Source organism: Streptomyces sp. NPDC054786 (assembly GCF_053611685.1).
Map to the genome: position 1 here is coordinate 1 of NZ_JBSHAW010000017.1, position 22,103 is coordinate 22,103.

At 71.5% G+C, this 22,103-nt stretch carries 16 protein-coding genes; 7 read left to right on the forward strand and 9 right to left on the reverse strand.

All coding sequences use genetic code 11. The features are described from left to right. Window positions 1–65 precede the first annotated feature (65 nt). The gene (locus ACWGI6_RS16090) at window positions 66–698 is read right to left on the reverse strand and encodes a biotin transporter BioY (protein WP_453268084.1); all 633 of its coding nucleotides are present in this window, start codon (window positions 696–698) and stop codon (window positions 66–68) included. A gap of 325 nt (window positions 699–1,023) precedes the next feature. Here ACWGI6_RS16090 and ACWGI6_RS16095 point away from each other — a divergent pair, with 325 nt between their 5' ends. The 3 genes from ACWGI6_RS16095 (at window position 1,024) to ACWGI6_RS16105 (ending at window position 4,983) form a co-directional block, all read left to right on the forward strand. Then, the gene (locus ACWGI6_RS16095) at window positions 1,024–2,436 is read left to right on the forward strand and encodes an amino acid permease (protein WP_453268085.1); all 1,413 of its coding nucleotides are present in this window, start codon (window positions 1,024–1,026) and stop codon (window positions 2,434–2,436) included. Window positions 2,437–2,728: 292 nt separating this feature from the next. Further along, complete coding sequence (locus ACWGI6_RS16100) at window positions 2,729–4,171, forward strand: amino acid permease (protein WP_393909783.1); 1,443 nt, start codon at window positions 2,729–2,731, stop codon at window positions 4,169–4,171. Window positions 4,172–4,341: 170 nt separating this feature from the next. Next, window positions 4,342–4,983: a superoxide dismutase gene (locus tag ACWGI6_RS16105; RefSeq protein WP_453268086.1), complete on the forward strand. Its 642-nt coding sequence runs from the start codon at window positions 4,342–4,344 to the stop codon at window positions 4,981–4,983. A gap of 132 nt (window positions 4,984–5,115) precedes the next feature. Here the strand turns inward: ACWGI6_RS16105 and ACWGI6_RS16110 are convergent, their stop codons facing one another. Continuing rightward, window positions 5,116–5,751: a mycothiol-dependent nitroreductase Rv2466c family protein gene (locus ACWGI6_RS16110; protein WP_453268087.1), complete on the reverse strand. Its 636-nt coding sequence runs from the start codon at window positions 5,749–5,751 to the stop codon at window positions 5,116–5,118. Between the two features lie 125 nt (window positions 5,752–5,876). Between ACWGI6_RS16110 and pepN (ACWGI6_RS16115) the strand changes: the two genes are divergently transcribed. Further along, window positions 5,877–8,465: an aminopeptidase N gene (pepN, locus tag ACWGI6_RS16115; RefSeq protein ID WP_453268088.1), complete on the forward strand. Its 2,589-nt coding sequence runs from the start codon at window positions 5,877–5,879 to the stop codon at window positions 8,463–8,465. 124 nt (window positions 8,466–8,589) lie between these two features. After that, window positions 8,590–9,612: a hypothetical protein gene (locus tag ACWGI6_RS16120; RefSeq protein ID WP_453268089.1), complete on the forward strand. Its 1,023-nt coding sequence runs from the start codon at window positions 8,590–8,592 to the stop codon at window positions 9,610–9,612. A 46-nt stretch (window positions 9,613–9,658) separates the two neighbouring features. On the opposite strand, the gene ACWGI6_RS16125 is transcribed toward ACWGI6_RS16120, so the two are convergent. Beyond that, a complete protein-coding gene (locus tag ACWGI6_RS16125; RefSeq protein ID WP_453268090.1) occupies window positions 9,659–11,407 on the reverse strand; it encodes a TIGR03767 family metallophosphoesterase in 1,749 nt (582 codons plus the stop codon). Window positions 11,408–11,827: 420 nt separating this feature from the next. Between ACWGI6_RS16125 and ACWGI6_RS16130 the strand changes: the two genes are divergently transcribed. Beyond that, window positions 11,828–12,859 carry an aspartate-semialdehyde dehydrogenase gene (locus ACWGI6_RS16130; RefSeq protein WP_453268091.1) on the forward strand — a complete coding sequence of 344 codons (1,032 nt, stop codon included), beginning with the start codon at window positions 11,828–11,830 and terminating at the stop codon, window positions 12,857–12,859. A 68-nt stretch (window positions 12,860–12,927) separates the two neighbouring features. On the opposite strand, the gene ACWGI6_RS16135 is transcribed toward ACWGI6_RS16130, so the two are convergent. Then, the gene (locus ACWGI6_RS16135; protein ID WP_453268092.1) at window positions 12,928–13,494 is read right to left on the reverse strand and encodes a DUF1203 domain-containing protein; all 567 of its coding nucleotides are present in this window, start codon (window positions 13,492–13,494) and stop codon (window positions 12,928–12,930) included. A gap of 183 nt (window positions 13,495–13,677) precedes the next feature. Between ACWGI6_RS16135 and pepN (ACWGI6_RS16140) the strand changes: the two genes are divergently transcribed. Next, the gene (pepN, locus tag ACWGI6_RS16140; RefSeq protein WP_453268093.1) at window positions 13,678–16,272 is read left to right on the forward strand and encodes an aminopeptidase N; all 2,595 of its coding nucleotides are present in this window, start codon (window positions 13,678–13,680) and stop codon (window positions 16,270–16,272) included. Window positions 16,273–16,479: 207 nt separating this feature from the next. Here pepN (ACWGI6_RS16140) and alc read toward each other — a convergent pair whose 3' ends face one another. From alc to ACWGI6_RS16165, 5 genes are all read right to left on the reverse strand, one after another. Further along, a complete protein-coding gene (gene alc / locus ACWGI6_RS16145) occupies window positions 16,480–17,625 on the reverse strand; it encodes an allantoicase (protein ID WP_453268094.1) in 1,146 nt (381 codons plus the stop codon). A gap of 90 nt (window positions 17,626–17,715) precedes the next feature. Further along, window positions 17,716–18,720: a LysR family transcriptional regulator gene (locus tag ACWGI6_RS16150; RefSeq protein WP_453268095.1), complete on the reverse strand. Its 1,005-nt coding sequence runs from the start codon at window positions 18,718–18,720 to the stop codon at window positions 17,716–17,718. Between the two features lie 74 nt (window positions 18,721–18,794). Beyond that, window positions 18,795–19,775, reverse strand: coding sequence for an acyl-ACP desaturase (locus ACWGI6_RS16155; RefSeq protein WP_453268096.1), 981 nt, complete (start codon window positions 19,773–19,775; stop codon window positions 18,795–18,797). A gap of 290 nt (window positions 19,776–20,065) precedes the next feature. After that, window positions 20,066–20,314: a hypothetical protein gene (locus tag ACWGI6_RS16160; protein ID WP_393906183.1), complete on the reverse strand. Its 249-nt coding sequence runs from the start codon at window positions 20,312–20,314 to the stop codon at window positions 20,066–20,068. 77 nt (window positions 20,315–20,391) lie between these two features. Next, entirely contained in the window at window positions 20,392–22,068 is a 1,677-nt protein-coding gene (locus ACWGI6_RS16165; RefSeq protein ID WP_453268097.1) for an alpha-L-fucosidase, read from the reverse strand. Window positions 22,069–22,103 lie beyond the last annotated feature (35 nt).

Below are 22,103 nucleotides of genomic sequence, written 5' to 3' on the forward strand. Positions count from 1 at the left end.
GCCCCGCATGCACCGTTTCGGTGCGCGCGGGGCCCGGCCCGTTGTCTGCGGGGTACGGCGCCTGCTCAGCCGCGGCGCCCGGCCAGCTTCCAGGCCGTGGGCAGCGCGCCCATGGCCAGCGCGGCCTTGAGGGCGTCGCCGATCAGGAACGGGACGAGTCCGGCGGCGACGGCCTGGCCGAAGGACATGCCGGTACTCAGCGCCAGGTAGGGGACGCCGACGGCGTAGATCAGCGCCGTGCCCGCGGCCATGGTGGCGGCGGTGCGCAGCACACCGCGGTCGCCGCCGCGGCGGGCCAGCGCGCCCACGGCGGTGGCGGCGAGCAGCATTCCCACGATGTAGCCGAAGGTGGCGCCGCCGGCGCCCGAGGCACCGCCGGCGAACCACGGCAGGCCCGCGATTCCCGCCAGGGCGTACAGCGCCAGCGACAGCAGACCGCGGCCGGCGCCGAGCGAGGCGCCGACCAGCAGGGCGGCGAAGGTCTGGCCCGTGACCGGGACCGGGGAGCCGGGGACCGGGACGGCGATCTGGGCCGCGACGCCGGTGAGCGCGGCGCCGCCGAGCACCAGCGCGGCGTCACGGACGCGGGCGCGGGAGGCGGTGGCGGCCGGCAGCAGATCGGCGAGGACCTCCCCCAGGCTCTCGGCTCGGCTGGAGGGGGTGCCCCCATCGGGACGGGAAAGAGCGGCAGTGCTCATCGGGGCTCCGCGGGTGTGAGAGGGACAGGACGGGACGCGATGACGTTAGTCCAGCGGACCGCCGGCGATCATCGTGTGGCGGCGACAAAGCCGCACCGGCCCGCTTGGAGAGTTCCGAACAACCGCCACAATGCCCGGCCGTGGCGAGGCGCGAGACGTCTTTGCAGGTCACGTGACGCTCATCACGGTCCGGGCCGCTTCCGGACGCCGGTTTTGTGGTAGCGCGCAACGTGCGGCGACACTGGGGCCGCCCCGCGGTGACCTGTGGAGTTCCCCCAACCCGCCGGCGGCCCCGCCGCCCCGGCCCTTGCGAGAGTACGAGCCCATGCACGACGCACCGACCCAAGCCGTCGAGTCCTCCCCGGGGACGGGCGCCGACGGGAGCGAGCCACTGTCCGCGGGCCTCAAGCAGCGACATCTGACGATGCTGGGCCTGGGCGGAGTCATCGGCGCGGGCCTGTTCGTGGGCTCCGGTGCGGGGATCGCGGTGGCCGGGCCGGGGATCGTGCTGTCGTATCTGATCGCGGGCGCGCTGGCCATGCTGGTCATGCGGATGCTCGGCGAGATGTCGGCGGCGATGCCGGCCTCCGGCGCGTTCTCGGTGCATGCGGAGCGGGCGCTGGGGCGCTGGGCGGGGTTCAGCGTCGGCTGGCTGTACTGGTTCCTGCTGGTCGTGGTGCTCGCCGTGGAGGCCACCGGCGCGGCGCAGATCGCCAACGGCTGGGTGCCGGCGGTGCCGCAGTGGGGCTGGGTGCTGATCTTCATGATCGTCTTCACCGCCGCCAACCTGGCCGCGGTGAAGAACTTCGGCGAGTTCGAGTTCTGGTTCGCGACGCTGAAGGTCACCGCGATCGTGCTGTTCCTCGTGCTGAGCCTGCTGGCGGTCTTCGGGGTGCTGCCGGACACCGACCCCGTCGGGCTGGCGAACCTCATCGGGCAGGGCGGTTTTCTGCCGCACGGCTGGTCCGGGGTGATCTCCGGGGTCCTGGCGGTGGTGTTCGCCTTCGGCGGCCTGGAGGTCGTCACCATCGCCGCGGCCGAGTCGGACGATCCGGCGCGCGCGGTGGGCCGGGCGGTGCGCAGCGCGGTGTGGCGCATCCTCTTCTTCTACGTCGGCTCGATGCTGGTCATCGTGACCCTGCTGCCCTGGTCGTCGATGCAGCCGGGCAAGAGCCCGTACGTCGCGGTGCTGGACAGCATCGGAGTGCCGGGGGCCGGCCAGATCATGAACATCGTGGTGTTCGTGGCGCTGCTCTCCGCGCTGAACGCCAATCTCTACGGCTCCTCGCGGATGGTCTTCTCGCTGGCCGAGCGGGGCGAGGCGCCGCGGGCGCTGCTGAAGGTGTCGGAGGGCGGGGTGCCGCGCCGGGCCGTGCTCGCGTCGGTGGCCTTCGGGTTCATCTCCGTACTGCTGAATCTCGAATGGCCGGATTCGGTCTTCCTCTACATGCTCAATGCGGTCGGCGCGGTGCTGCTCTTCGTGTGGGGCCTGATCGCCGTCTCCCAGCTGCGGCTGCGTCCGCGGATCGCCCGCGAGGCACCCGGGAAACTGACCCTGCGGATGTGGGCGTTCCCCTATCTGACCTGGGCGGCGCTGGTGGCGATGGGCGCCGTGCTGGTGCTGATGCTGACCGATGACGCGGCCCGGCCGCAGCTTCTGTGGTCGGCCGGGGCAACCGGGCTGGTGCTGCTCGTCGCGGGCCTGCGCGCGCTCCGGGAGCGCCGCGCGCGCCGCTGAGGCCGTGCGGCGGGGTCACACCGCGTCATAACTGACGACGCATCGAACACACACAGTCGCGAAAACGTCTGAATACCGAACATTCGCTGCACGACTGTTGCCCTGAGCGGACACCGGCGCTCAAACTGAGCCCGCTTTGCCGAGGACCCCGGAGTTCAGCCGTCGGCAGGCCCCCGCGCGATCCGCCGCTCCGGCGGGGTCCGGGGGCCCGGCAGCACCGTCGCACCGGTCGCGGCCCGGGGAGAACGCAGTAACGCCTTGCTCCGCTCTCACCTACTGGGACAGGTACGACATGAATCGGACACCCTCGTCCGCCGCACCCGCGCGCGAGCACGGCGACGCGGTTCAGGGCCCCGGCCCCGGCAGCGGCTCCACGCTGTCCAACGGCCTCAAGCAGCGCCATCTCTCGATGATCGCCCTGGGCGGGGTGATCGGCGCGGGCCTGTTCGTGGGCTCCCGCGCCGGCATCGCGGCGGCCGGGCCGTCGATCGTGCTGGCCTACGCGGTCTCCGGCGCGCTGGTCATGCTGATCATGCGGATGCTCGGCGAGATGGCCGCGGCGAATCCGGCCTCCGGCTCCTTCTCCGTGCACGCCGAGCGCTCCATAGGTTCCTGGGCCGGGTTCACGGCGGGCTGGATGTTCACCGCGCTGCTGTGTGTGGCGGTGGCCGCCGAGGCGCTGGGCGCCGCGGATGTGATGCTGCAGTGGTTCCCGGGCACCCAGCCCTGGATGTGGGTCCTGCTGTTCATGGTGATCTTCACGGGAACGAACCTGACCGCGGTCTCCAACTTCGGTGAGTTCGAGTTCTGGTTCGCCGCCCTGAAGGTCGCGGCGATCGGCATCTTCCTGGTCCTGGGCCTGCTGGCCATCTTCGGTGTGCTCCCCGGCACCCACGCCCCCGGCACCTCACACCTCACCGGTGACGGCGGCTTCCTCCCCAAGGGCGTCGACGGCCTGATGGTCGGTCTGCTGGCCTCGGTGTTCGCCTACGGCGGTCTGGAGACGGTGACCATCGCGGCCGCCGAGTCCAAGGACCCGGTACGCGGTGTCGCCAGCGCCGTGCGCACCGCGATGTGGCGCATCGCCCTCTTCTACGTCGGCTCGATGGCGATCATCGTCACGGTCATCCCGTGGAGCGCCCCCTCGATAGCCAAGAGCGGCCCGTACGTGGCGGTCCTGGACTACCTCAAGATCCCGGCGGCCGGCCAGATCATGAACGTCGTCATCCTGGTCGCGCTGCTCTCCGCGGTGAACGCCAACCTCTACGGCTCCTCGCGGATGGCCTATTCGCTCATCTCCCGCGGCCAGGGCCCGGCCTTCCTCGGCAAGGTCAGCGGCGGCGTCCCGCGCCGCGCCGTCCTGATGTGCTCCGCCTTCGGCTTCCTCGCGGTCCTCCTGAGCTTCTGGTGGCCCACCACGGTCTTCCAGTGGCTGCTGAACATGGTCGGCGCTGCCGTCCTGGTGGTGTGGGGCTTCATCGCCACCGCCCAGCTGCGGATGCGGCGGCAGCTGGAGCGCGAGGCGCCCGAGAAGCTCGTGGTGAAGATGTGGGCCTTCCCGGTCCTGACCTGGGTGGCACTGGCGGGCATCGTCGCCGTGCTGCTGCTGATGCTGCGCGATGAGAACCAGCGGATCCAGCTGCTGTTCACCGGCGGCTTCGGGGCGGTGCTGGCCGTGATCGGACTGGTCCGGCAGCAGTCGCTGGGCAAGGGCGCGGACCTGGCCAAGAAGTAGCGCTCCCCCACTCCCCGCGGGCGGGGCGGGACCTCCCACCGAGGTCCCGCCCCGCCTCCTTCTTTGGGACCAGGCCGGTCCCCGAAACCGGCCGGTGATCACTCCTGCTGGTAGCGTGCTCTTGCACATTGATTGCAATAAGAAGTCGTAAGCAGTTGGAGAGGCTCGGCATGGCCACCTACACACTTCCTGAACTTCCGTACGACTACTCGGCGCTGGCCCCGGTCATCAGCCCCGAGATCATCGAGCTGCACCACGACAAGCACCACGCGGCGTACGTGAAGGGCGCGAACGACACCCTGGAGCAGCTCGCCGAGGCACGCGACAAGGACCAGTGGGGCAACGTCAACGGCCTGGAGAAGAACCTCGCGTTCCACCTCTCCGGCCACATCCTGCACAGCATCTACTGGCACAACATGACCGGTGAGGGCGGCGGCGAGCCGCTGGCGAAGGACGGCGTGGGCGAGCTGGCCGACGCGATCGCCGAGTCCTTCGGCACGTTCGCGGCGTTCAAGGCCCAGCTGACGAAGGCCGCGGCCACCACCCAGGGTTCCGGCTGGGGCGTGCTGGCCTACGAGCCGGTCAGCGGCCGGCTGATCGTCGAGCAGGTCTACGACCACCAGGGCAACGTCGGGCAGGGCTCGGTCCCGGTCCTGGTCTTCGACGCCTGGGAGCACGCCTTCTACCTGCAGTACAAGAACCAGAAGGTGGACTTCATCGAGGCCATGTGGCAGGTCGTGAACTGGCAGGACGTCGCCAAGCGGTACGCGTCCGCCAAGGAGCGTGCGCACAGCCTGCTGCTGGCGCCGTAACGGCCCCGCCCGCGGCCGCAGTCGTCCTGCCTCGTGATCGTCTTCTCACCCTTCACCCGGCAGGCGGAATAACGGAGCGCCTCCGCACGTCCGATACGTGCGGAGGCGCTCCCCTGTGCTCGGTGCCGGACGTCAGTCGAAGATCGGGCCCTGCGTCCGCGTCCGCTTGATCTCGTAGAAGCCGGGGATGGACGCGACCATCAGCGTCCCGTCCCACAGCTTGGCGGCCTCCTCGCCCTTGGGGGCCGGGGTGACGACCGGGCCGAAGAAGGCGATCTGCTCGCCGTCGTGCCCGGGGACGGCGATGACCGGGGTGCCGACCTCCTGGCCGACCAGGTCGATGCCGTCCTTGTGGGAGGCCCGCAGCTGCTTGTCGTACGCGTCGGAGTCCGCCGCATCGGCCAGTTCGGCGGGCAGACCGGCCTCCTGGAGGGCCTCCACGATGGTCTCGCGGGTGCGCTCCAGGCCGCGGTTGTGGAAGCGGGTGCCGAGCGCGGTGTAGAGCGGGCCGAGCACCTCGCTGCCGTGCTGCTGCTCGGCGGCGATGCACACCCGCACCGGGCCCCAGGCGGTCGCCAGCAGGTCGCGGTAGCCCTCGGGCAGCTCGTCGAGCTTGTCCTCGTTCAGCACGGCCAGGCTCATCACATGCCAGCGCACCTCGACCGGTCGGACCTTCTCCACCTCCAGCATCCAGCGGGACGTCATCCACGCCCAGGGGCACAGCGGGTCGAACCAGAAGTCTGCGGGGGTCTTCGCGGTGTCGGACACGGGGTCTCCTCATGAGAGCTGTCTGCGTCGGTCAACGGTGCTGTTCCGTGGAAGGTTCAACCGACAGCGGGCATGCCATGATTCCCGTTGTTCGATATTCGAGACGAGGACGAGGGAGTCACGCCGTGCCAGGTGAGAATCTGTCCCGGGACGAGGCACGTGAACGGGGCCGGCTGCTGAGCGTCGACGCCTACGACGTGGCACTGGACGTCCGCTCAGCGGTCGACTCCGGTCCGGCGGCGGAGACCTTCCGCTCCCGGACGACCCTGCGCTTTTCCTGTGCCGAGCCCGGCGCCTCGACCTTCGCCGACCTGCTGGCGCCCGCGGTCACCTCCGTCACCCTCAACGGCCGGGAGCTGGACCCCGCGGCGGTCTTCGACGGCACCCGGATCACGCTGGACGGGCTGGCCGCCGAGAACACCCTCGTCGTCGACGCGCGGTGCGCATACAGCCGGACCGGCGAGGGCCTGCACCGCTTCGTGGACCCCGAGGACGGCGAGGTCTACCTCTACACCCAGTACGAGCCGGCCGACTCCCGCCGGGTTTTCGCCAACTTCGAACAGCCCGACCTCAAGGCCCCGTTCACCTTCGAGGTCACCGCCCCCGAGGGCTGGCGGGTGCTCAGCAACGGCGCGCAGGAGGGCGAGGCCGAGGGCGGCCGGCACCGCTTCGCCACCACCGAGCCGATCTCGACGTACATCACGGCCGTGGTCGCCGGCCCGTACCACTACGTCTCCGACAGCTACCGCCGCACCTTCGAGGACGGCACCGAGCTGGAGATCCCGCTGGGCGCGCTGTGCCGCAAGGGCCTGGCGAAGCACTTCGACGCGGACGACATCTTCACCGTCACCAAGCAGGGCCTGGACTTCTTCCACGACCACTTCGACTTCCCGTACCCCTTCGGGAAGTACGACAGCGCCTTCGTCCCGGAGTACAACCTCGGCGCCATGGAGAACCCGGGCTGTGTCACCTTCCGCGAGGAGTTCATCTTCCGCGGGAAGGTGACCGAGGCCTCCTACGAGAGCCGGGCCAACGTCATCCTGCACGAGATGGCGCACATGTGGTTCGGTGATCTGGTCACCATGCAGTGGTGGAACGACCTGTGGCTCAAGGAGTCCTATGCGGACTTCATGGGCGCCTTCGCGCTGGTGGAGGCGACGCGCTTCACGGGCGGCTGGATCACCTTCGCCAACCGCCGTAAGTCCTGGGCCTACCGCGCCGATCAGCTGCCCTCCACCCACCCGGTCACCGCCGACATCCGTGACCTGGAGGACGCCAAGCTCAACTTCGACGGCATCACCTACGCCAAGGGCGCCGCGGTCCTCAAACAGCTGGTGGCGTACGTGGGGCAGGACGCCTTCCTGGAGGGCGCCCGGCGCTACTTCAAGCGGCACGCCTACGGCAACACCCGGCTGACGGATCTGCTGACGGTGCTGGAGGAGACCTCCGGCCGGGACCTCGCGTCCTGGTCACGGTCCTGGCTGGAGACCGCGGGCGTCAACTCCCTCACGCCGCAGGTCACTTACGACGCCCAGGGCCGGATCACCGAGCTGAGCGTCCTCCAGGAGGCGGCCCCCTCGCACCCCGAGCTGCGGCCGCACCGGATCGCGGTCGCTCTCTACCGGCGCCAGGACGCGGACTCGGCACTGGTGCGCTACGCCCGCGCCGAGGTGGACGTCTCCGGGCCGCGGACCGGCGTGCCCGAGCTGGCCGGCCTCGAACGGCCCGAGCTGGTGCTGGTCAACGACGAGGACCTGACGTACGCCAAGGTCCGTTTCGACGAGGGGTCGCTGGCCACCCTGCGGGCCCGGCTCGGCGATCTGGCCGACCCGATGGCGCGGGCGCTGTGCTGGGCCGCGCTGTGGGGCCTGACCCGCGACGGGCTGATGCCGGCCCGCGACTACCTCGATCTGGTGCGGCGGTTCGCCGGCCGGGAGAGCGACATCGGCGTGCTGCAGTCGCTGCACGGGCAGGCGCAGACGGCGCTGGAGCAGTACTCCGCGCCGGACCGCCAGGAGCGCGCCGCCCGGGAGTCGGCCGAGGGCGCGCTGCACGAGCTGCGGCTGGCCGAGCCCGGCAGCGGCCATCAGCTCGCCTGGGCCCGGCACTTCATCGCCCTCGCCGCCACCCCCGCCGATCTCCAGCTGCTCCAGGGTCTGCTGGACGGTACGGCGAAGATCGACGGCCTGGACGTCGACCAGGAGCTGCGCTGGACGATCCTGGAGCCGCTGGCCGCGCACGGCGTCGCGGACGAGAAGGTGATCGCCGCCGAGCTGGCCCGCGACAACACCGCCTCCGGCAAGCGCCACCAGGTGCGCTGTCTGGCCGCCCGCCCCTCGGCCGAGGTCAAGGCGCAGGCGTGGGCCCAGGTCGTGGAGTCCGACGCACTCTCCAACGCCCTGGTGGAAGCGACGATCGCCGGGTTCGCGCAGTTCGGGCAGCGGGAGCTGCTGGCCCCGTACCTGCCGCGCTACTTCGCGGCGATCGAGCGGGTGTGGCAGGAGCGCTCCATCGAGATTGCGATGGAGGTGGTACGCGGGCTGTTCCCGTCCTGGCTGGTGGAGCAGGCCACGCTGGACGCCGCGGACGGCTGGCTGGCCGGGCATGCACAGGCGGCGCCCGCGCTGCGGCGGATGGTCCTGGAGAAGCGGGACGATCTGGCGCGGGCACTGCGTGCACAGGCTTGTGACGAGGCGGCCGGACCGAGGCCGTAACCCCCCTGGCGACCAGCCCTTTTCGGCAGTCGAACGCCCGTACTTTAGTGCGGGGTTGTCCGGTTTGTGGTACGGGCGTGTAACAGCGGTTAGGGGGTGCAGCGGGTGCGGGAATCGACGGGTCATGAACCACGACGCCCCGCTCTCCCCCCTCCCCCTCCGCCACCTCTCCGAGGCGCAGTGCCGGGTGATGACCACCCGTCAGCTGCGTGAGCACGGCATCCCGGCGGCGGAGACCGCCGAACGCTGCCGCCCCGGCGGCCCCTGGCAACAACTGCTCCCCGGCGTCTATCTGCTGCACCCGGGACCGCCCACCAGCGAGGAACGGCTGCATGCGGCCCTGCTGTACGCCGGCCACCGGGGGCCGACGGTGCCCCGGCAGGGCGACGGGTCCGACGACGCCCCCGAGGCGATGATCACGGGACTGGCGGCGCTCGCCCTGCACGGCTTCACCGAGGTGCCCCCGCTGCTCGACCTGGAGCGCATCGAGGTACTGGTGGCCCGCACCCGGCGGCTGCGCTCGACCGGTTTCGCGCGGATCGTGCGGACGGTGGAACTGCCCGTCGCGCAGGAGATCACCGGAGTGCCGGCCGCGCCGGTGCCGCGCGCGGTGGCGGACGCGGTCGGCACGCTCACCGACGCCACGACGGTGCGCCGGCTGCTGACCGAGGCGGTGCGCGGCGGCCACTGCGAGGCGACCTCGGTGGTACGGGAGCTGAGCCGGGCCCGGCTGCTGAGCCGGCCGCACGTGATGGACGCGGTGGACACCCTGCTGGCCGAGGGCCGGGCGCTGGCCGAGCAGCGGCTCTATGCGATGGTCCGCGCCCACGGCCTGCCCGACCCGCTGTGGAACGTCGAGCTGCGGCTGCCGGGCGGACCGCACCTGGGCGGCGTGGACGCCTTCTGGCCGGAGCACGCGGTGGCCCTGGAGATCGACACCCGGGCACCGCGCCCCGAGGAGGACCCGCTGCAGTCGCCGTTCTTCCACAAGCGCGAGCATCTGGAGCGGCTGGGGATCACCGTCGTCCGCTGTCTGCCGCGCACCCTGCGCACGGCGCCCGAGCAGCAGGCCGCGGTGATCCGTACGGCCCTGATGGCGGCAGGGGACCGGGAGCCGAGCGCGTATGTCGTGGTCCTGCCGCGCTAGGTGTGCTGTCCGGACCGCCAGGGCCTGGCGCTCGGACCGGACGCCGTCAGTGCCGCTTGAGCAGCAGCTCGACGTTACGGTCCCGGGCCGTGCCCGCGAGGTCCGTACGGGCCTCGGGGGCGTTGAAGGACAGCTCGCGGTAGAGGGCGGCCAGTCCGGTCTGCGAGAGGTCGCTGAAGTCCGTGCGGTGCGGGGCGGCCGACTCGACCAGGGTGGTGAACAGCGACAGTGTGCCGTCGTGGTTGTCCACCAGCTCGATGACCCGGGCCAGCTGCGGGAAGTCGATGTGGGAGGCGGTGGAGATCTCCCAGAAGCTGCCGTGCGCGACGATGTCGTTCTTGTGGCTGTGGCCGTTGATCCAGCCGACGACGCGGGGGTGGGCGGCCAGCACCTCCACCAGCTCCGCACCGGTGTGCCGCCGCTCCTGCGGGTGGGCCGGGTCGGGCCGGGTGTTGTTCATCGTCTTGCTGGTGTGGTGGCTGAAGACCAGGACATGGGCCTTCTCCCCCTTCTCGTTCTCCTTCAGCGTCCGCTCCAGCCAGCGCAGTTGGGCGTCACCGACGGAGCCGGTGTAGTGGCCGCCGGGGTCGGTGGTGTCCAGGCTGATCCCGAGGACGTCGTCGGAGACCCGGAAGGTGTAGTAGAGGCGGTTCGCGTCGAGATGCGCGGCGGTGTAGCCGTGGCCGTGCGGGCCGGGGCCGGTGTGCGCCGGGTCGAGGTGGGCGCGCAGATACTCGGCCCGGGTGAAGGGGGCGCGCCGCTCGTCGGGGGTGACCGCCCTGGCCTGCTTGGCATGCGCCTTCAGCAGCCGCTTGAAGTCCGCCCCCTTGGGGTCGAGGCCGTCCTTGACCGCCTTCCAGACCTTTGCGGCCTCCGCGGCGGGCAGCGTCTCCAGCTTGCGGCCGCCGGTGGCGATCTCGGTCCAGAAGGAGTCGCCGGGGGCGTAGCACCCGCCGGGCAGCGAGTCGTGGTTGCCCACCGTCGAGTACCAGGGCAGCCGCAGTCCCGGGCTGTGGACGGTGCGGATCGCGGCCTGCAGGAACCCGTCCAGCTGCGGGAAGCCCAGCTTCTTGTCGGCGTCGCGCAGCGCGCTGTCCGGCTGCCAGTACAGCTTGTGCCCGCTGTCCTGGACGCCTTCGTAGCGGCGCGGGTCGCCGGAGTTCGGGGTGATCCGGCCGCCGCTCATCGCGGTCAGGAACCACTCCAGCTCCAGCTTGGAGTTGTTGTCGGTGTTGTCGCCGGTGGTCATCACGAAGGACAGCGGGGCGCCGGTGGCGGGCCCGCCGGGCAGCGCATTGACCCGCTCGATCAGCGAGACGACCCCGGCCACCGACAGCGCCTCCTGCGGCCGCCAGGCGCTGGCGGTCTCGGCGCGCAGGTACTCGTAGCGCAGCGGGCTCTGCACATCGACCAGGTGCAGATCGGTGAACTGCACGAACGACGCCAGCGCGGTGCGCCGCCGGTCGCGCCCGCCGTGTGCCGTGGCGAGATCGGCGCGGACGACCCGGTCCCAGGCGGGGCCGTCGGCGAGGCGGCGGTAGCCCCCGCTGCCGCGCGGGGCGGACACCCCGCCGAGGGTGGTGCCCCGGTGGTACGGCGTACGGGGAACGGCGGGGGCATCGACCGGGACGGGCGCCGCCGGGGCCGGGCCGGAGGTGACGGTGGCGGCCTGCGCCGGCCGGTCCGGGCCGACGCCGAAGGCGAGCCCGAGACCGGTGGCGGCGCCGACGGCTCCGGTGGCGGTGAGGAACGTACGGCGGTCGAAAGTAGCGGCGGCGGACCGTATACGGGACATACGCAGGCTCCCCGGGTGCGAACGCGAAAGCGGCCGGGCAGCACAACTGCCCTGTCACCTGGGATGCTTGGCATCGGGGATGACCTGAGCGTGAACGCCACCGCAACGCGGAAAACCCATCACCGCACAGGGATCTGCCGGCCACCTGCCGGCCACCTGCCGGCCATGGAGCCCTGCCCGCGGGTGCGGCCGGCGGTCACCGGCCGTTCATCCCCCGGGGTACCCGGACAGCTCAGCCCCCGCCCGCCCGGCCACTACGGACCGCGCATGCATCGGAACGCTCCGTCGCCGCCCGGCCTCCCGACCCGCCACGGAATGGAACGGATTGGACAAGGCGACGGGTGTCACACACATGATGGAGGCACTACTGAGCAGGTGTTCCGAGCAGACACCTATGTCAGGCCAGAAAGAAGGAGTCCCATGAGGATCGGAATCGTCGGAGCCACCGGACAGGTCGGCGGCGTGGTGCGGGGCATCCTCGCCGAGCGAAACTTCCCGGTCGAGCAGCTGCGGCTGTTCGCTTCGGCCCGGTCCGCCGGACGTACGCTCCCGTGGCAGGACACCGAGATCACGGTCGAGGACGCGGCCACCGCCGACTTCTCGGCGCTGGACATCGTGATCTTCTCGGCCGGCGGCGCCACGTCCAAGGCGCTGGCGGAGAAGGTCGCCAACGCGGGCCCCGTCGTGATCGACAACTCCTCGGCCTGGCGCCGTGACCCCCAGGTCCCCCTGGTCGTCTCCGAGGTCAACCCGTCGGCGATCACCGAGCGCCCCAAGGGCATCATCGCCAACCCGAACTGCACCACCATGGCCGCGATGCCGGTGCTGCGCCCGCTGCACGACGAGGCCGGTCTGGTCTCGCTGGTCGTCGCCACCTACCAGGCGGTCTCCGGCAGCGGTCTGGCCGGCGTGGAGGAGCTGGACGGCCAGGTCCGCAAGGCCGTCGAGCAGGACGCCACCAAGCTGACGCACGACGGTGGCGCGGTGGAGTTCCCGGAGCCGGACAAGTACGTCGCCCCGATCGCCTTCAATGTGCTGCCGATGGCCGGCTCGGTCGTCGACGACGGTCTGAACGAGACCGACGAGGAGCAGAAGCTCCGTAACGAGAGCCGCAAGATCCTGGAGATCCCGGACCTGAAGGTGTCCGGCACCTGCGTCCGCGTCCCGGTCTTCACCGGCCACTCGCTGCAGATCAACGCCCGCTTCGCGCGTCCGATCAGCCCCGCCCGCGCCCAGGAGCTGCTGGCCGGCGCCCCCGGCGTCACCCTCTCCGACGTCCCCACCCCGCTCCAGGCCGCCGGCCAGGACGCGTCCTTCGTGGGCCGTATCCGCACGGACGAGACCGCCGAGAACGGCCTGGCGCTGTTCGTCTCCAACGACAACCTCCGCAAGGGCGCGGCGCTGAACGCCGTCCAGATCGCGGAGCTGGTCGCGGCGGAGCTGCGCGGCTGACCGCACCGCACCGCAAACGGCGGGTGCCCGTACGGAGTCTCCGTACGGGCACCCGCCGTTTTCAGGCCCTAGCGTCCCGGCCGGACCTCGAAGTGGAAGCACCCGTACTCCACGGCCCGGACGTGCACCAGAGCCACCTCCGGGTCCGCGAACGCCTCCGTGAGGGCCGCGTCGAACGCGGCCTGGGCGTCCTCGGGCACCTCCAGGGGCCGGCCGCCGACGATCCGCCCCTGGGTGTCGTAGCGGCGCAGCACGCGCAGCGCACCGGCCCGTACGGCCGGATACCTGCCGGCCGCACCGTCCGGCCCGCCGCACGCCCCGGCGTGGATGAACACCGGCCCCTGCTCGTCGTACGCCCCGGGCTTCGCCCCGGTCCCGGCCGCCCAGCGGCGCAGCGGCGCGTACGAGACCAGTGCCACCCGCTCGCCGGGGCGGGCGTCGCGCAGACAGCAGCGCAGCAGCGACCCGACGCAGTCGTGCGGCACACCGTCCTCACGGGCGGTGAACGGTTCGGTGGGCCACCCGGCGTCGTCGGTGACCCGGAGTTCCTTGAGGGCGGTCTCCGGGATGGCAAGGGCGGTGTGGGCCGCCGGGTGCGGGGCTCGGTGGGTCCGGTGCGCGGTGTGGGTCGTCATGGGTCCAGCGTCGGCGTCGCGGGCGCGGAGCGCCGGCGGGAATCGGACGACGCGTTGGCGGCCGCGGGCGGCGGGCGTGGACCGGGCGGCGCCCGATCGCAAACTGTCCGCGATCACGGGACCCGCGCCGTGGAAGGATGACGGGAACGCCGCATACGAGGACGCTTACGAGGAGATGACCTGGTGCCTGGCACGAATCTGACCCGCGACGAGGCGCAGCAGCGGGCGCGCCTGCTGACCGTGGATGCGTATGAGATCGATCTCGACCTCTCCGGCGCGCAGGAGGGGGGTACCCCGGGCGACGCCGAGAGCGGGGGTGGCACGTTCCGGTCGGTGACGACGGTGCGTTTCGATGCGGCCGAGGCGGGCGCGGACTCCTTCATCGACCTGGTCGCGCCGGCCGTGCACGAGGTGGTGCTCAACGGCGAGGCGCTGGATCCGGGCGAGGTGTTCAAGGACTCGCGGATCGCCCTGCCGGGTCTGCGGGCCGGCCGCAATGAGCTGACGGTGGTGGCGGACTGCGCCTACACCAACACCGGTGAGGGGCTGCACCGCTTTGTCGACCCGGTGGACCAACAGGCCTATCTGTACACGCAGTTCGAGGTACCGGATGCGCGACGGGTGTACGCGTCCTTCGAACAGCCGGATCTGAAGGCGACGTTCCGGTTCACCGTGAAGGCCCCGGAGGGCTGGACGGTGATCTCCAATTCGCCGACGCCGGAGCCGAACGGGAACGTCTGGCAGTTCGCCCCGACACCGCGGATCTCGACGTACATCACGGCGCTGATCGCCGGTCCTTACCACAGCGTGCACAGCTCGTACGAGAAGGACGGGCGGACGGTGCCGCTGGGCCTCTACTGCCGGCCGTCGCTGGCGAAGCACCTCGACGCCGAGCAGATCTTCGCGGTCACCCGGCAGGGCTTCGACTGGTTCCAGGAGAAGTTCGACTACGCCTACCCGTTCGAGAAGTACGACCAGCTCTTCGTGCCGGAGTTCAACGCCGGCGCGATGGAGAACGCGGGCGCGGTGACCATCCGCGACCAGTACGTCTTCCGGTCGAAGGTGACGGACGCGGCGTACGAGGTGCGTGCCGAGACGATCCTGCACGAGCTGGCGCACATGTGGTTCGGCGACCTGGTCACCATGGAGTGGTGGAACGACCTGTGGCTGAACGAGTCGTTCGCCACCTACACCTCCATCGCCTGCCAGGCCTACGCCCCGGGCTCCAGGTGGCCGCACTCGTGGACGACGTTCGCCAACTCCATGAAGACCTGGGCGTACCGGCAGGACCAGCTGCCCTCCACCCACCCGATCATGGCCGAGATCAACGACCTCGACGATGTGCTGGTCAACTTCGACGGCATCACCTACGCCAAGGGGGCCAGCGTCCTCAAGCAGCTGGTCGCCTACGTCGGCATGGACGAGTTCTTCCAGGGCGTGCAGGCCTACTTCAAGGCACACGCCTACCGGAACACCCGGCTGTCGGACCTGCTCGGCGCGCTGGAGGAGACCAGCGGGCGGGATCTGAAGACCTGGTCGAAGAAGTGGCTGGAGACGGCGGGGATCAACATCCTGCGGCCGGAGATCGAGGTGGACGCCGAGGGCGTCGTCACCTCCTTCGCGGTCAGGCAGGAGGCCCCGGCGCTGCCGGCCGGCGCCAAGGGCGAGCCGGTCCTGCGGCCGCACCGGATCGCGATCGGCGCCTATGAGCTGCAGGGCGGCAAGCTGGTCCGCACCGAGCGGATCGAGCTGGACGTGGACGGTGCGCTGACCCCCGTACCGCAGCTGGCGGGCAAGCAGCGCCCGGCCGTTCTCCTCCTCAACGACGACGATCTGTCGTACGCCAAGGTCCGGCTGGACGAGGAGTCGCTGAAGGTCGTCACCGAGCACCTCGGCGACTTCACCGAGTCGCTGCCGCGCGCCCTGTCGTGGGCATCGGCCTGGGACATGACGCGGGACGGCGAACTGCCCACCCGCGACTACCTCTCGCTGGTGCTGTCCGGCATCGGCAAGGAGTCGGACATCGGCGTCGTCCAGTCGCTGCACCGCCAGGTGAAGCTGGCGCTGGACCTGTACGCGGCGCCGGAGTGGCGCGAGACGGGGCTGGCGGCCTGGACGGCGGCGGCCCTGGAGCAGCTGCGGGCGGCCGAGCCGGGCAGCGACCACCAGCTGGCCTGGGCCCGTGCGTTCGCCGCCTCGGCCCGTAAGGACGAGCAACTGGACCTGCTGCAGGGCCTGTTGGACGGCACCGAGGAGATCCCCGGGCTCGCCGTGGACACCGAGCTGCGCTGGGCGCTGCTGCACCGGCTGGCCGCCACCGGCCGGGCGGACGAGAAGGCCATCGCGGCGGAGCTGGACCGGGACAAGACCTCGGCGGGCGAGCGGTACGCCGCGACGACCCGCGCGGCGCGTCCCACGGCGGAGGCGAAGGCCGAGGCCTGGGCCACGGTGGTGGAGTCGGACCAGCTCCCCAACTCCCTGCAGGAGGCCGTCATCGGCGGCTTCGTGCAGACCGACCAGCGGGAGCTGCTGGCGCCGTACACCGCGAAGTACTTCGCCGCGGTGAAGGACATCTGGAACTCCCGCAGCCATGAGATGGCCCAGCAGATCGCGGTGGGTCTCTACCCGGCGCTGCAGGTCTCGCAGGAGACGCTGGACGCCACGGAGGCCTGGCTGGCGTCGGCCGAGCCGAGTGCGGCGCTGCGCCGGCTGATGACCGAGTCGCGGGCGGGGATCGAGCGGGCGCTGAAGGCGCAGGCCGCGGACGCGGCGGCCTGACCCGCTGCCCGGTGGTGTCCGTCGGCGCGGATCGCGCCAGGCCCCCGTCCTCGGGGGTTGCCCGCCGTGGCGGCGGGATCTCCTTCCGCCGCCACGGCCGGTGCTGACGCCCGGCGGACGGGCCCGGTGGCTTCCGTCCGCCGGACGCGCCGGTGTCCGCCGGGCCCCGCCCCTCCGTCGGGGCCCGGTGGAAGAGGGGGGTGCGGCTCAGCCGTTGAGGGCGTCGAAGTGGCTGCCGAGGGCGGCGCGGCCCGCCGCGGTGGGGGCACCGTGCAGGCGCAGCCGCGCGAGGCCGCCGTCGGGGAAGACGTCCAGCCGTACGTGGGTGGCCGTCACGGCCTCCGGCAGCTTGAAGCGGTGCGGGGTGTCGGGCTGGAGCTTCGTCTTCGGCAGGATTTCGAACCAGGAGGCCTCGTCGGACGGGTCGCCGTCGCATCCGGACAGGGCGGCCCAGCCCGCGGAGTTGCCCTTGAGGTAGGCGGTGTCGATCTCCACGGCGCGGATCTCGCCCTGGGCGGCGAGACGGAAGCGCACCCAGTCGTTGGTGTTCTTGACCCGGCGGCGGCGGTTCTCCCAGCCGTCGTCCATTTTGCGGGACAGATCGGGCCGGATGACCTGGGTGGGCGAGGAGTAGAAGCGGTCGGAGGCGTCCTCGACGGTGCCGCCGTGCATGACGGAGGCCAGGTCGAGGGTGCCCAGCACATCGAGCCACTCCGGGTCCGGCACGACCTCGCCGTGGACCCGGAGGCGGGCTATGCCACCGTCGGGATGCTGCTTGAGCCGCAGGTGGGTGAAGCGGCGCTCCACGGTGACCGCGAAGCCGTTGGCGGCGTGGCCGCGGACGGGGGTGCGCGGGACCAGCTCCTCCCACTTCACCTCGTCGGCGAGCAGCTCCTCGGGGCTCGGGCTGCCGGGGAGCGCGGTGGCCTCGACGGTGACCTGCTGGGGGTAGTTGCCGCGGAAGTGGGCGGTGTCGACGATGACGCCGCGGATCACGCCGGGGGCGGCGAGGCGGATCAGGGCCCAGTCGTGCTCGTCGTCGGCCGGGAAGGGGTTCTCGCCGTCGGTGCCGCGGCGGCGCCGGGTCTCCCAGCCGTCCATGATCTTGCCCTTGTGGCCGAAGTGCTCGGGGTCGAAGACCGCCGGGGTGGGCTTCAGCAGATTCTCGCGCTCGGCGAAGAACTCGTCGTTCGCGGCGATCACTCCGGCGCCCAAACGGCGGTCGGCGAGATCGACGAACGAGGTGAAGGGGAAGTCCCCGCCGCGGTAGTCGGCGTAGGGATCTCCGCCACCGTACGGGTTGGCGTCGTTGGCGTGCGGATCAGTGGTGTCGGCGGCCGGGTTGGCGGTCATCGTGGCCTTTCGATGGGCGGGAGGTGCGGACCGCTCCACGGTCGCAGCGGGCGACCCCTCAGGTCCATCGAAAGTTTTTGAGGAATACGTTCAGCTGGGCTGAACGGTGGTGTCCCCCGGCGTCTGTGCGGCGGCCGCCTGCCGGAGCGCGGCCAGCACCCGGGCCGGGCCCGGCGCCCCTTCGGAGCCGCGCCGGGCCGCGGCGATCACATGGCGGCGCGGCTGGTCGGCGTGCAGCACCCGCAGCACCACTCCCCCGGCGCCACGCTCTGCGGATACGCCGTGCCCCTCTTCGCCGCGCCCGACGGCTTCCTGACGTCCGACGGCGCCGAGGCCGCCCGCCATCGCCATCCGCGGCACCAGCGCCACGCCCATCCCGGCCGCGACCATCGCCCAGATCGCGCTCCAGTCGGCGGCGGCATGCGCCTGCTCGGGCACGAACCCGGCGCTCTCGCAGGCGGTGGTGGTGATCTGCGACCAGGGGCCGCTGCTGCCGAAGATCCAGGGCTCGCCCGCCAGATCGGCCAGCCGCAGCCCCGGCTCACCGGCCAGCGGATGGCCGGCCGGCAGCGCCACGTCCAGCGGGTCGGCGAGCAGCGAGACCCGGCTGAACTTGGGGTCGCGCGGGGTGGGGGCGTGCGCGGCCAGCGACAGCGCCAGATCGACGCTGCCCTGTGCCAGCAGCTCGTAGGCGGCCTCCGCCTCCGCCTCCCGTACGGCGACCGACAGGCCCGGATGCGTACGGCGCAGCTCACGGACGGCCGGGACCACCAGGGCCGGGATGGCCGTGGAGAACGCGCCGACCCGTACCTGGCCCGCCTCGCCCTGGAGGTAGCCGAGCAGGTCCGCGTCCGCGCGCTCCAGCTGGGCGAAGACCGCCTCGGCGTGCCGCAGCACCAGCTGCGCGGCGTCGGTCAGCCGTACCCGCCGGCCGTGGGCCTCCAGCAGCGTGACCCCGAGCGCCTTGGCCAGCCCGGTCAGCTGCTGGGAGACCGCCGAGGGCGTCATGTGCAGCGCCTCGGCGGTCGCGGTGACCGTGCCCAGCTCTTGGAGGGTGCGCAGGATACGCAGCTTTTTGAGGTCCCAGTCGGCCATGCGGGCAGCGTACGCACCCGCCGCGGCCACCCGCCCGCGGGCGACGGCGGCGGGAAGCCGGCCGGGGTCAGCCGTCAGCCGCGGCGGTTGGCCTCGCGGCGGGCGAGGATGGCGGCCTGGCGCTCGTCGAACTTCCGCGCCTGGCCGTCCAGACCGTCCATGAACAGCCCCAGCTCCTCCTGCGCCGCCAGCCCGGCCGGGCCGAGCCCGCCGATCTCCAGCACCTTCAGATAGCGCAGCACCGGCTGGAGCACATCGTCGTGGTGGATCCGCATGTTGTAGATCCCGCCGATGGCCATCCGGGCGGCCGAGCGCTCGAAGCCGGGCATGCCGTGGCCGGGCATCCGGAAGCCGGTGACGACGTCGCGCACCGCGCTCATGGTCTGGTCGGGCGCCATCTCGAAGGCCGCGCCCAGGAGGTTGCGGTAGAAGACCATGTGGAGGTTCTCGTCGGTGGCGATCCGGGCCAGCATCCGGTCGCAGACCGGGTCGCCGGAGTGGTGGCCGGTGTTGCGGTGCGAGATCCGGGTGGCCAGCTCCTGGAAGGCGACGTACGCCACCGAGTGCAGCATGCTGTGCGCGTTGTCGGACTCGAAGCCCTCCGACATGTGGGCCATGCGGAACTGCTCCAGCTCGTCCGGGTCGACCGCACGGCTGGTGAGCAGGTAGTCGCGCATCACGATGCCGTGCCGGCCCTCCTCGGCGGTCCAGCGGTGCACCCAGGTGCCCCAGGCGCCGTCGCGGCCGAAGAGGGTGGCGATCTCGTGGTGGTAGCTGGGGAGGTTGTCCTCGGTGAGGAGGTTGACCACGAGGGCGATCCGGCCGATGTCGCTGACCTTGGACTGCTCGGGGTCCCAGGCCTCGCCGTCCAGCGGCCCGGGGAAGTTGCGCCCGTCGCTCCACGGCACGTACTCGTGGGGCATCCAGTCCTTGGCGATCTTCAGATGGCGGTTGAGTTCCTTCTCTACGACCTCTTCGAGCGCGTAGAGCAGCTGAGCGTCGCTCCAGGCGGCCTGGCCGAGCTCTCCGTTATGGCGGGCGGGGGCGATGGTCACGGGGGAACTCCTGGGGACGATGACCTACGGGTCCGTAGGTTTGACCTACGGACCCGTAGGTTACGTCATCGTAGGTTAGAGCGGGTTAAACACTGCGCCCCCTTCAAACCGGTCGAAAAGCGCTCGATAGCCTCCTCGCAACCCCTTTTTCACCTGCGGAAATATCCGAGTACGACAAAGGGCACCCGCCGGTTCTTGTCACCGGTGGGTGCCCTGTCCGGCTACGACGAAGGGCGCCCCCCGGTTCTGGTGAACCGAGGGGCGCCCCGAAGCGTCACTGTTGCCCGGCGTCAGCCCGCGGACTTGGCCTGCTTGCGGGACTTGTCGCCCGCGACGACCAGCCCGGCGATGATCAGGAAGAGCACGATGGGTGCAGCGACATAGAGGCCGAGCGTCGCGATCACGCTCAGGCCCGGACCCGGGTCGTCACCATCGTCGCGGGTGAGCGCAAACGCGGGGGACGACATCAGCAGCATCAGCGCGGTGCCGGCCGTGATGGTTCCGGCGCGCAGGACATTCTTATTGACCTTGTTGCTCACGAAGTCAACGTATCGGACGCCCTGGCGCCCCGCGCGCCCGGGGTGGCACGACCGGCGCCCCGCCGGGCCGGCGCCGCTCAGCCGCCCGCGGCCCGGCTCCGGTGCAGCGTCACCGGCGCGAGGCGGCTCGGGCCGCGGGACTGCTCGACGGTGACCCGTACGGCGTCCGCGGTCACCGGCGCCGGGAGCGCGAGGATCCGCCGGTGCCCGATGGTGGTGCCCCGGGCGAGCGTCGTCCATGTCCCGCCGGTCCGCGCCTGAACGGCGAAGCGCTCGACCCGCTGCCCGTGACGGATGCCCTCGGCGAGCCCGATCCGGTCGAAGGTCCAGGGCCCGGGTCCGGCCGCCCGCAGATCCCTGCCGTAGGTGTCGCGCACGGCGGTCCCGAAGGCGGCGAGCGAGGCGACGTCCTCGGCGGCGATCCGGCCGTCCTTGGCGGGCGGGACGTTCAGCAGCAGCGAGGCGTTGCGTCCCACGCTCTTCTCGTACAGGTCCATCAGCTCGGCCGGGGTCTTGGGGTGTTCGCCGGGGTGGTGGAACCAGCCGGGGCGCAGCGAGACATCGGCCTCGGCCGGGTACCACTGGAGGTACTTGGTGGTGGGCGCGAGGAGCTTGGCGCGGGAGCCGATGTCGGGGTCGGTGGAGTCGTTGGGCAGTCCGCCGGCCATCACGGTCCAGGGGTCTTCGACGGAGGGGGTCACGCTCCACTCCGTCTCCCGTGCGACGCCTCTCTCGTTGCCGACCCAGCGGGCGCCCTGCGGCCCGGCGAAGACGACGGTGTCCGGGGAGAGCCGGTGGATCAGCCGGAACCACTGGGCGACGTCGTATTTCTGGGTGATGCCGGAGTCCGTCCAGGGGTTGGCGCCGTCCAGCCACAGCTCGTCGAGGGGACCGTACTGGGTGAACAGCTCGTAGACCTGGTTGAGGTAGTACGCGTCGTAGTCGTCCGCCCGGACAGGGAAGACGGGCAGTCTGCCGCTGCGGACGGCGGCGGCGCGGTCGTCACCGGGGACGAGGGTGGGGATGGTGCGCTCGGTGACCTTGCTGCCGTTGCCGAAGCGGCCCAGGCCGCGCGGCGCCCGGTCGCCGTCCTCCAGGGCGACCCGCTCGGGCAGGCTGAGCGGCTTGCCCTCCTGCTGCTTCCTGCGGATCTCCTCGACCCACTGCGCATGCCAGGCGTGCGGGAGTTCGGCGCCGTCGGAGGGCGAGAGATAGATCCCGACCTTCAGCCCGGCCTTGCGGGCGGCCCTGACGTACGCACCCACGACATCGGGGCGGCCGGGGCTCGCCGCGACGGAGTGCGGTGTGTAGCGGCTCGGGTAGAGCACGAACCCGTCGTGGTGCTTGGCGGTGAGCATCACCTGCTCGGCGCCGGCCGCCTTGTACGCGCGCATCCACTGGTCGGCGTCGATGCGGGAGCGGCCGGAGACGTCGAAGAGCTTCTCGTCCTCGGCGCCGGAGCCCCACTCCCGGTTGGTGAAGGTGTTCATGCCGAAGTGGGTGAAGGCGGTGACCTCCCTTTGCTGCCAGGCGAGTTGCCCCTTGGTGGGGACGGTATGGGCGGCCTTCTCGATGACGCGGTCCGGGGTGTCGCAGGGCTCGACGGCCATCTGGGAGGCGGGGCGTACGGGCCGGTCGCAGGGACCGGCGGCGGTCGGCGGCGACTGGGCCAGGGAGCTCTGGACGGGGACGAGCGCGGCGGCCGCGGTGAGCGCAAGCGCGCACAGCGTCCGCCGGGTGCTGCGGAGTGCCATGGTTCCCTCCAACTCGCCGACCACGCACGATGAAT

Bases quoted from the DNA above. Each gene is read 5' to 3' on its own strand.
- ACWGI6_RS16100 (WP_393909783.1), top strand. From the start codon at position 2,729: ATGAATCGGACACCCTCGTCCGCCGCACCCGCGCGCGAGCACGGCGAC.
- ACWGI6_RS16165 (WP_453268097.1), bottom strand. From the start codon at position 22,068: ATGGCACTCCGCAGCACCCGGCGGACGCTGTGCGCGCTTGCGCTCACC.
- ACWGI6_RS16130 (WP_453268091.1), top strand. From the start codon at position 11,828: ATGAGGATCGGAATCGTCGGAGCCACCGGACAGGTCGGCGGCGTGGTG.
- ACWGI6_RS16125 (WP_453268090.1), bottom strand. From the start codon at position 11,407: ATGTCCCGTATACGGTCCGCCGCCGCTACTTTCGACCGCCGTACGTTC.
- ACWGI6_RS16120 (WP_453268089.1), top strand. From the start codon at position 8,590: ATGAACCACGACGCCCCGCTCTCCCCCCTCCCCCTCCGCCACCTCTCC.
- alc (WP_453268094.1), bottom strand. From the start codon at position 17,625: ATGACCGCCAACCCGGCCGCCGACACCACTGATCCGCACGCCAACGAC.
- ACWGI6_RS16150 (WP_453268095.1), bottom strand. From the start codon at position 18,720: ATGGCCGACTGGGACCTCAAAAAGCTGCGTATCCTGCGCACCCTCCAA.
- ACWGI6_RS16090 (WP_453268084.1), bottom strand. From the start codon at position 698: ATGAGCACTGCCGCTCTTTCCCGTCCCGATGGGGGCACCCCCTCCAGC.
- ACWGI6_RS16105 (WP_453268086.1), top strand. From the start codon at position 4,342: ATGGCCACCTACACACTTCCTGAACTTCCGTACGACTACTCGGCGCTG.
- ACWGI6_RS16095 (WP_453268085.1), top strand. From the start codon at position 1,024: ATGCACGACGCACCGACCCAAGCCGTCGAGTCCTCCCCGGGGACGGGC.
- ACWGI6_RS16135 (WP_453268092.1), bottom strand. From the start codon at position 13,494: ATGACGACCCACACCGCGCACCGGACCCACCGAGCCCCGCACCCGGCG.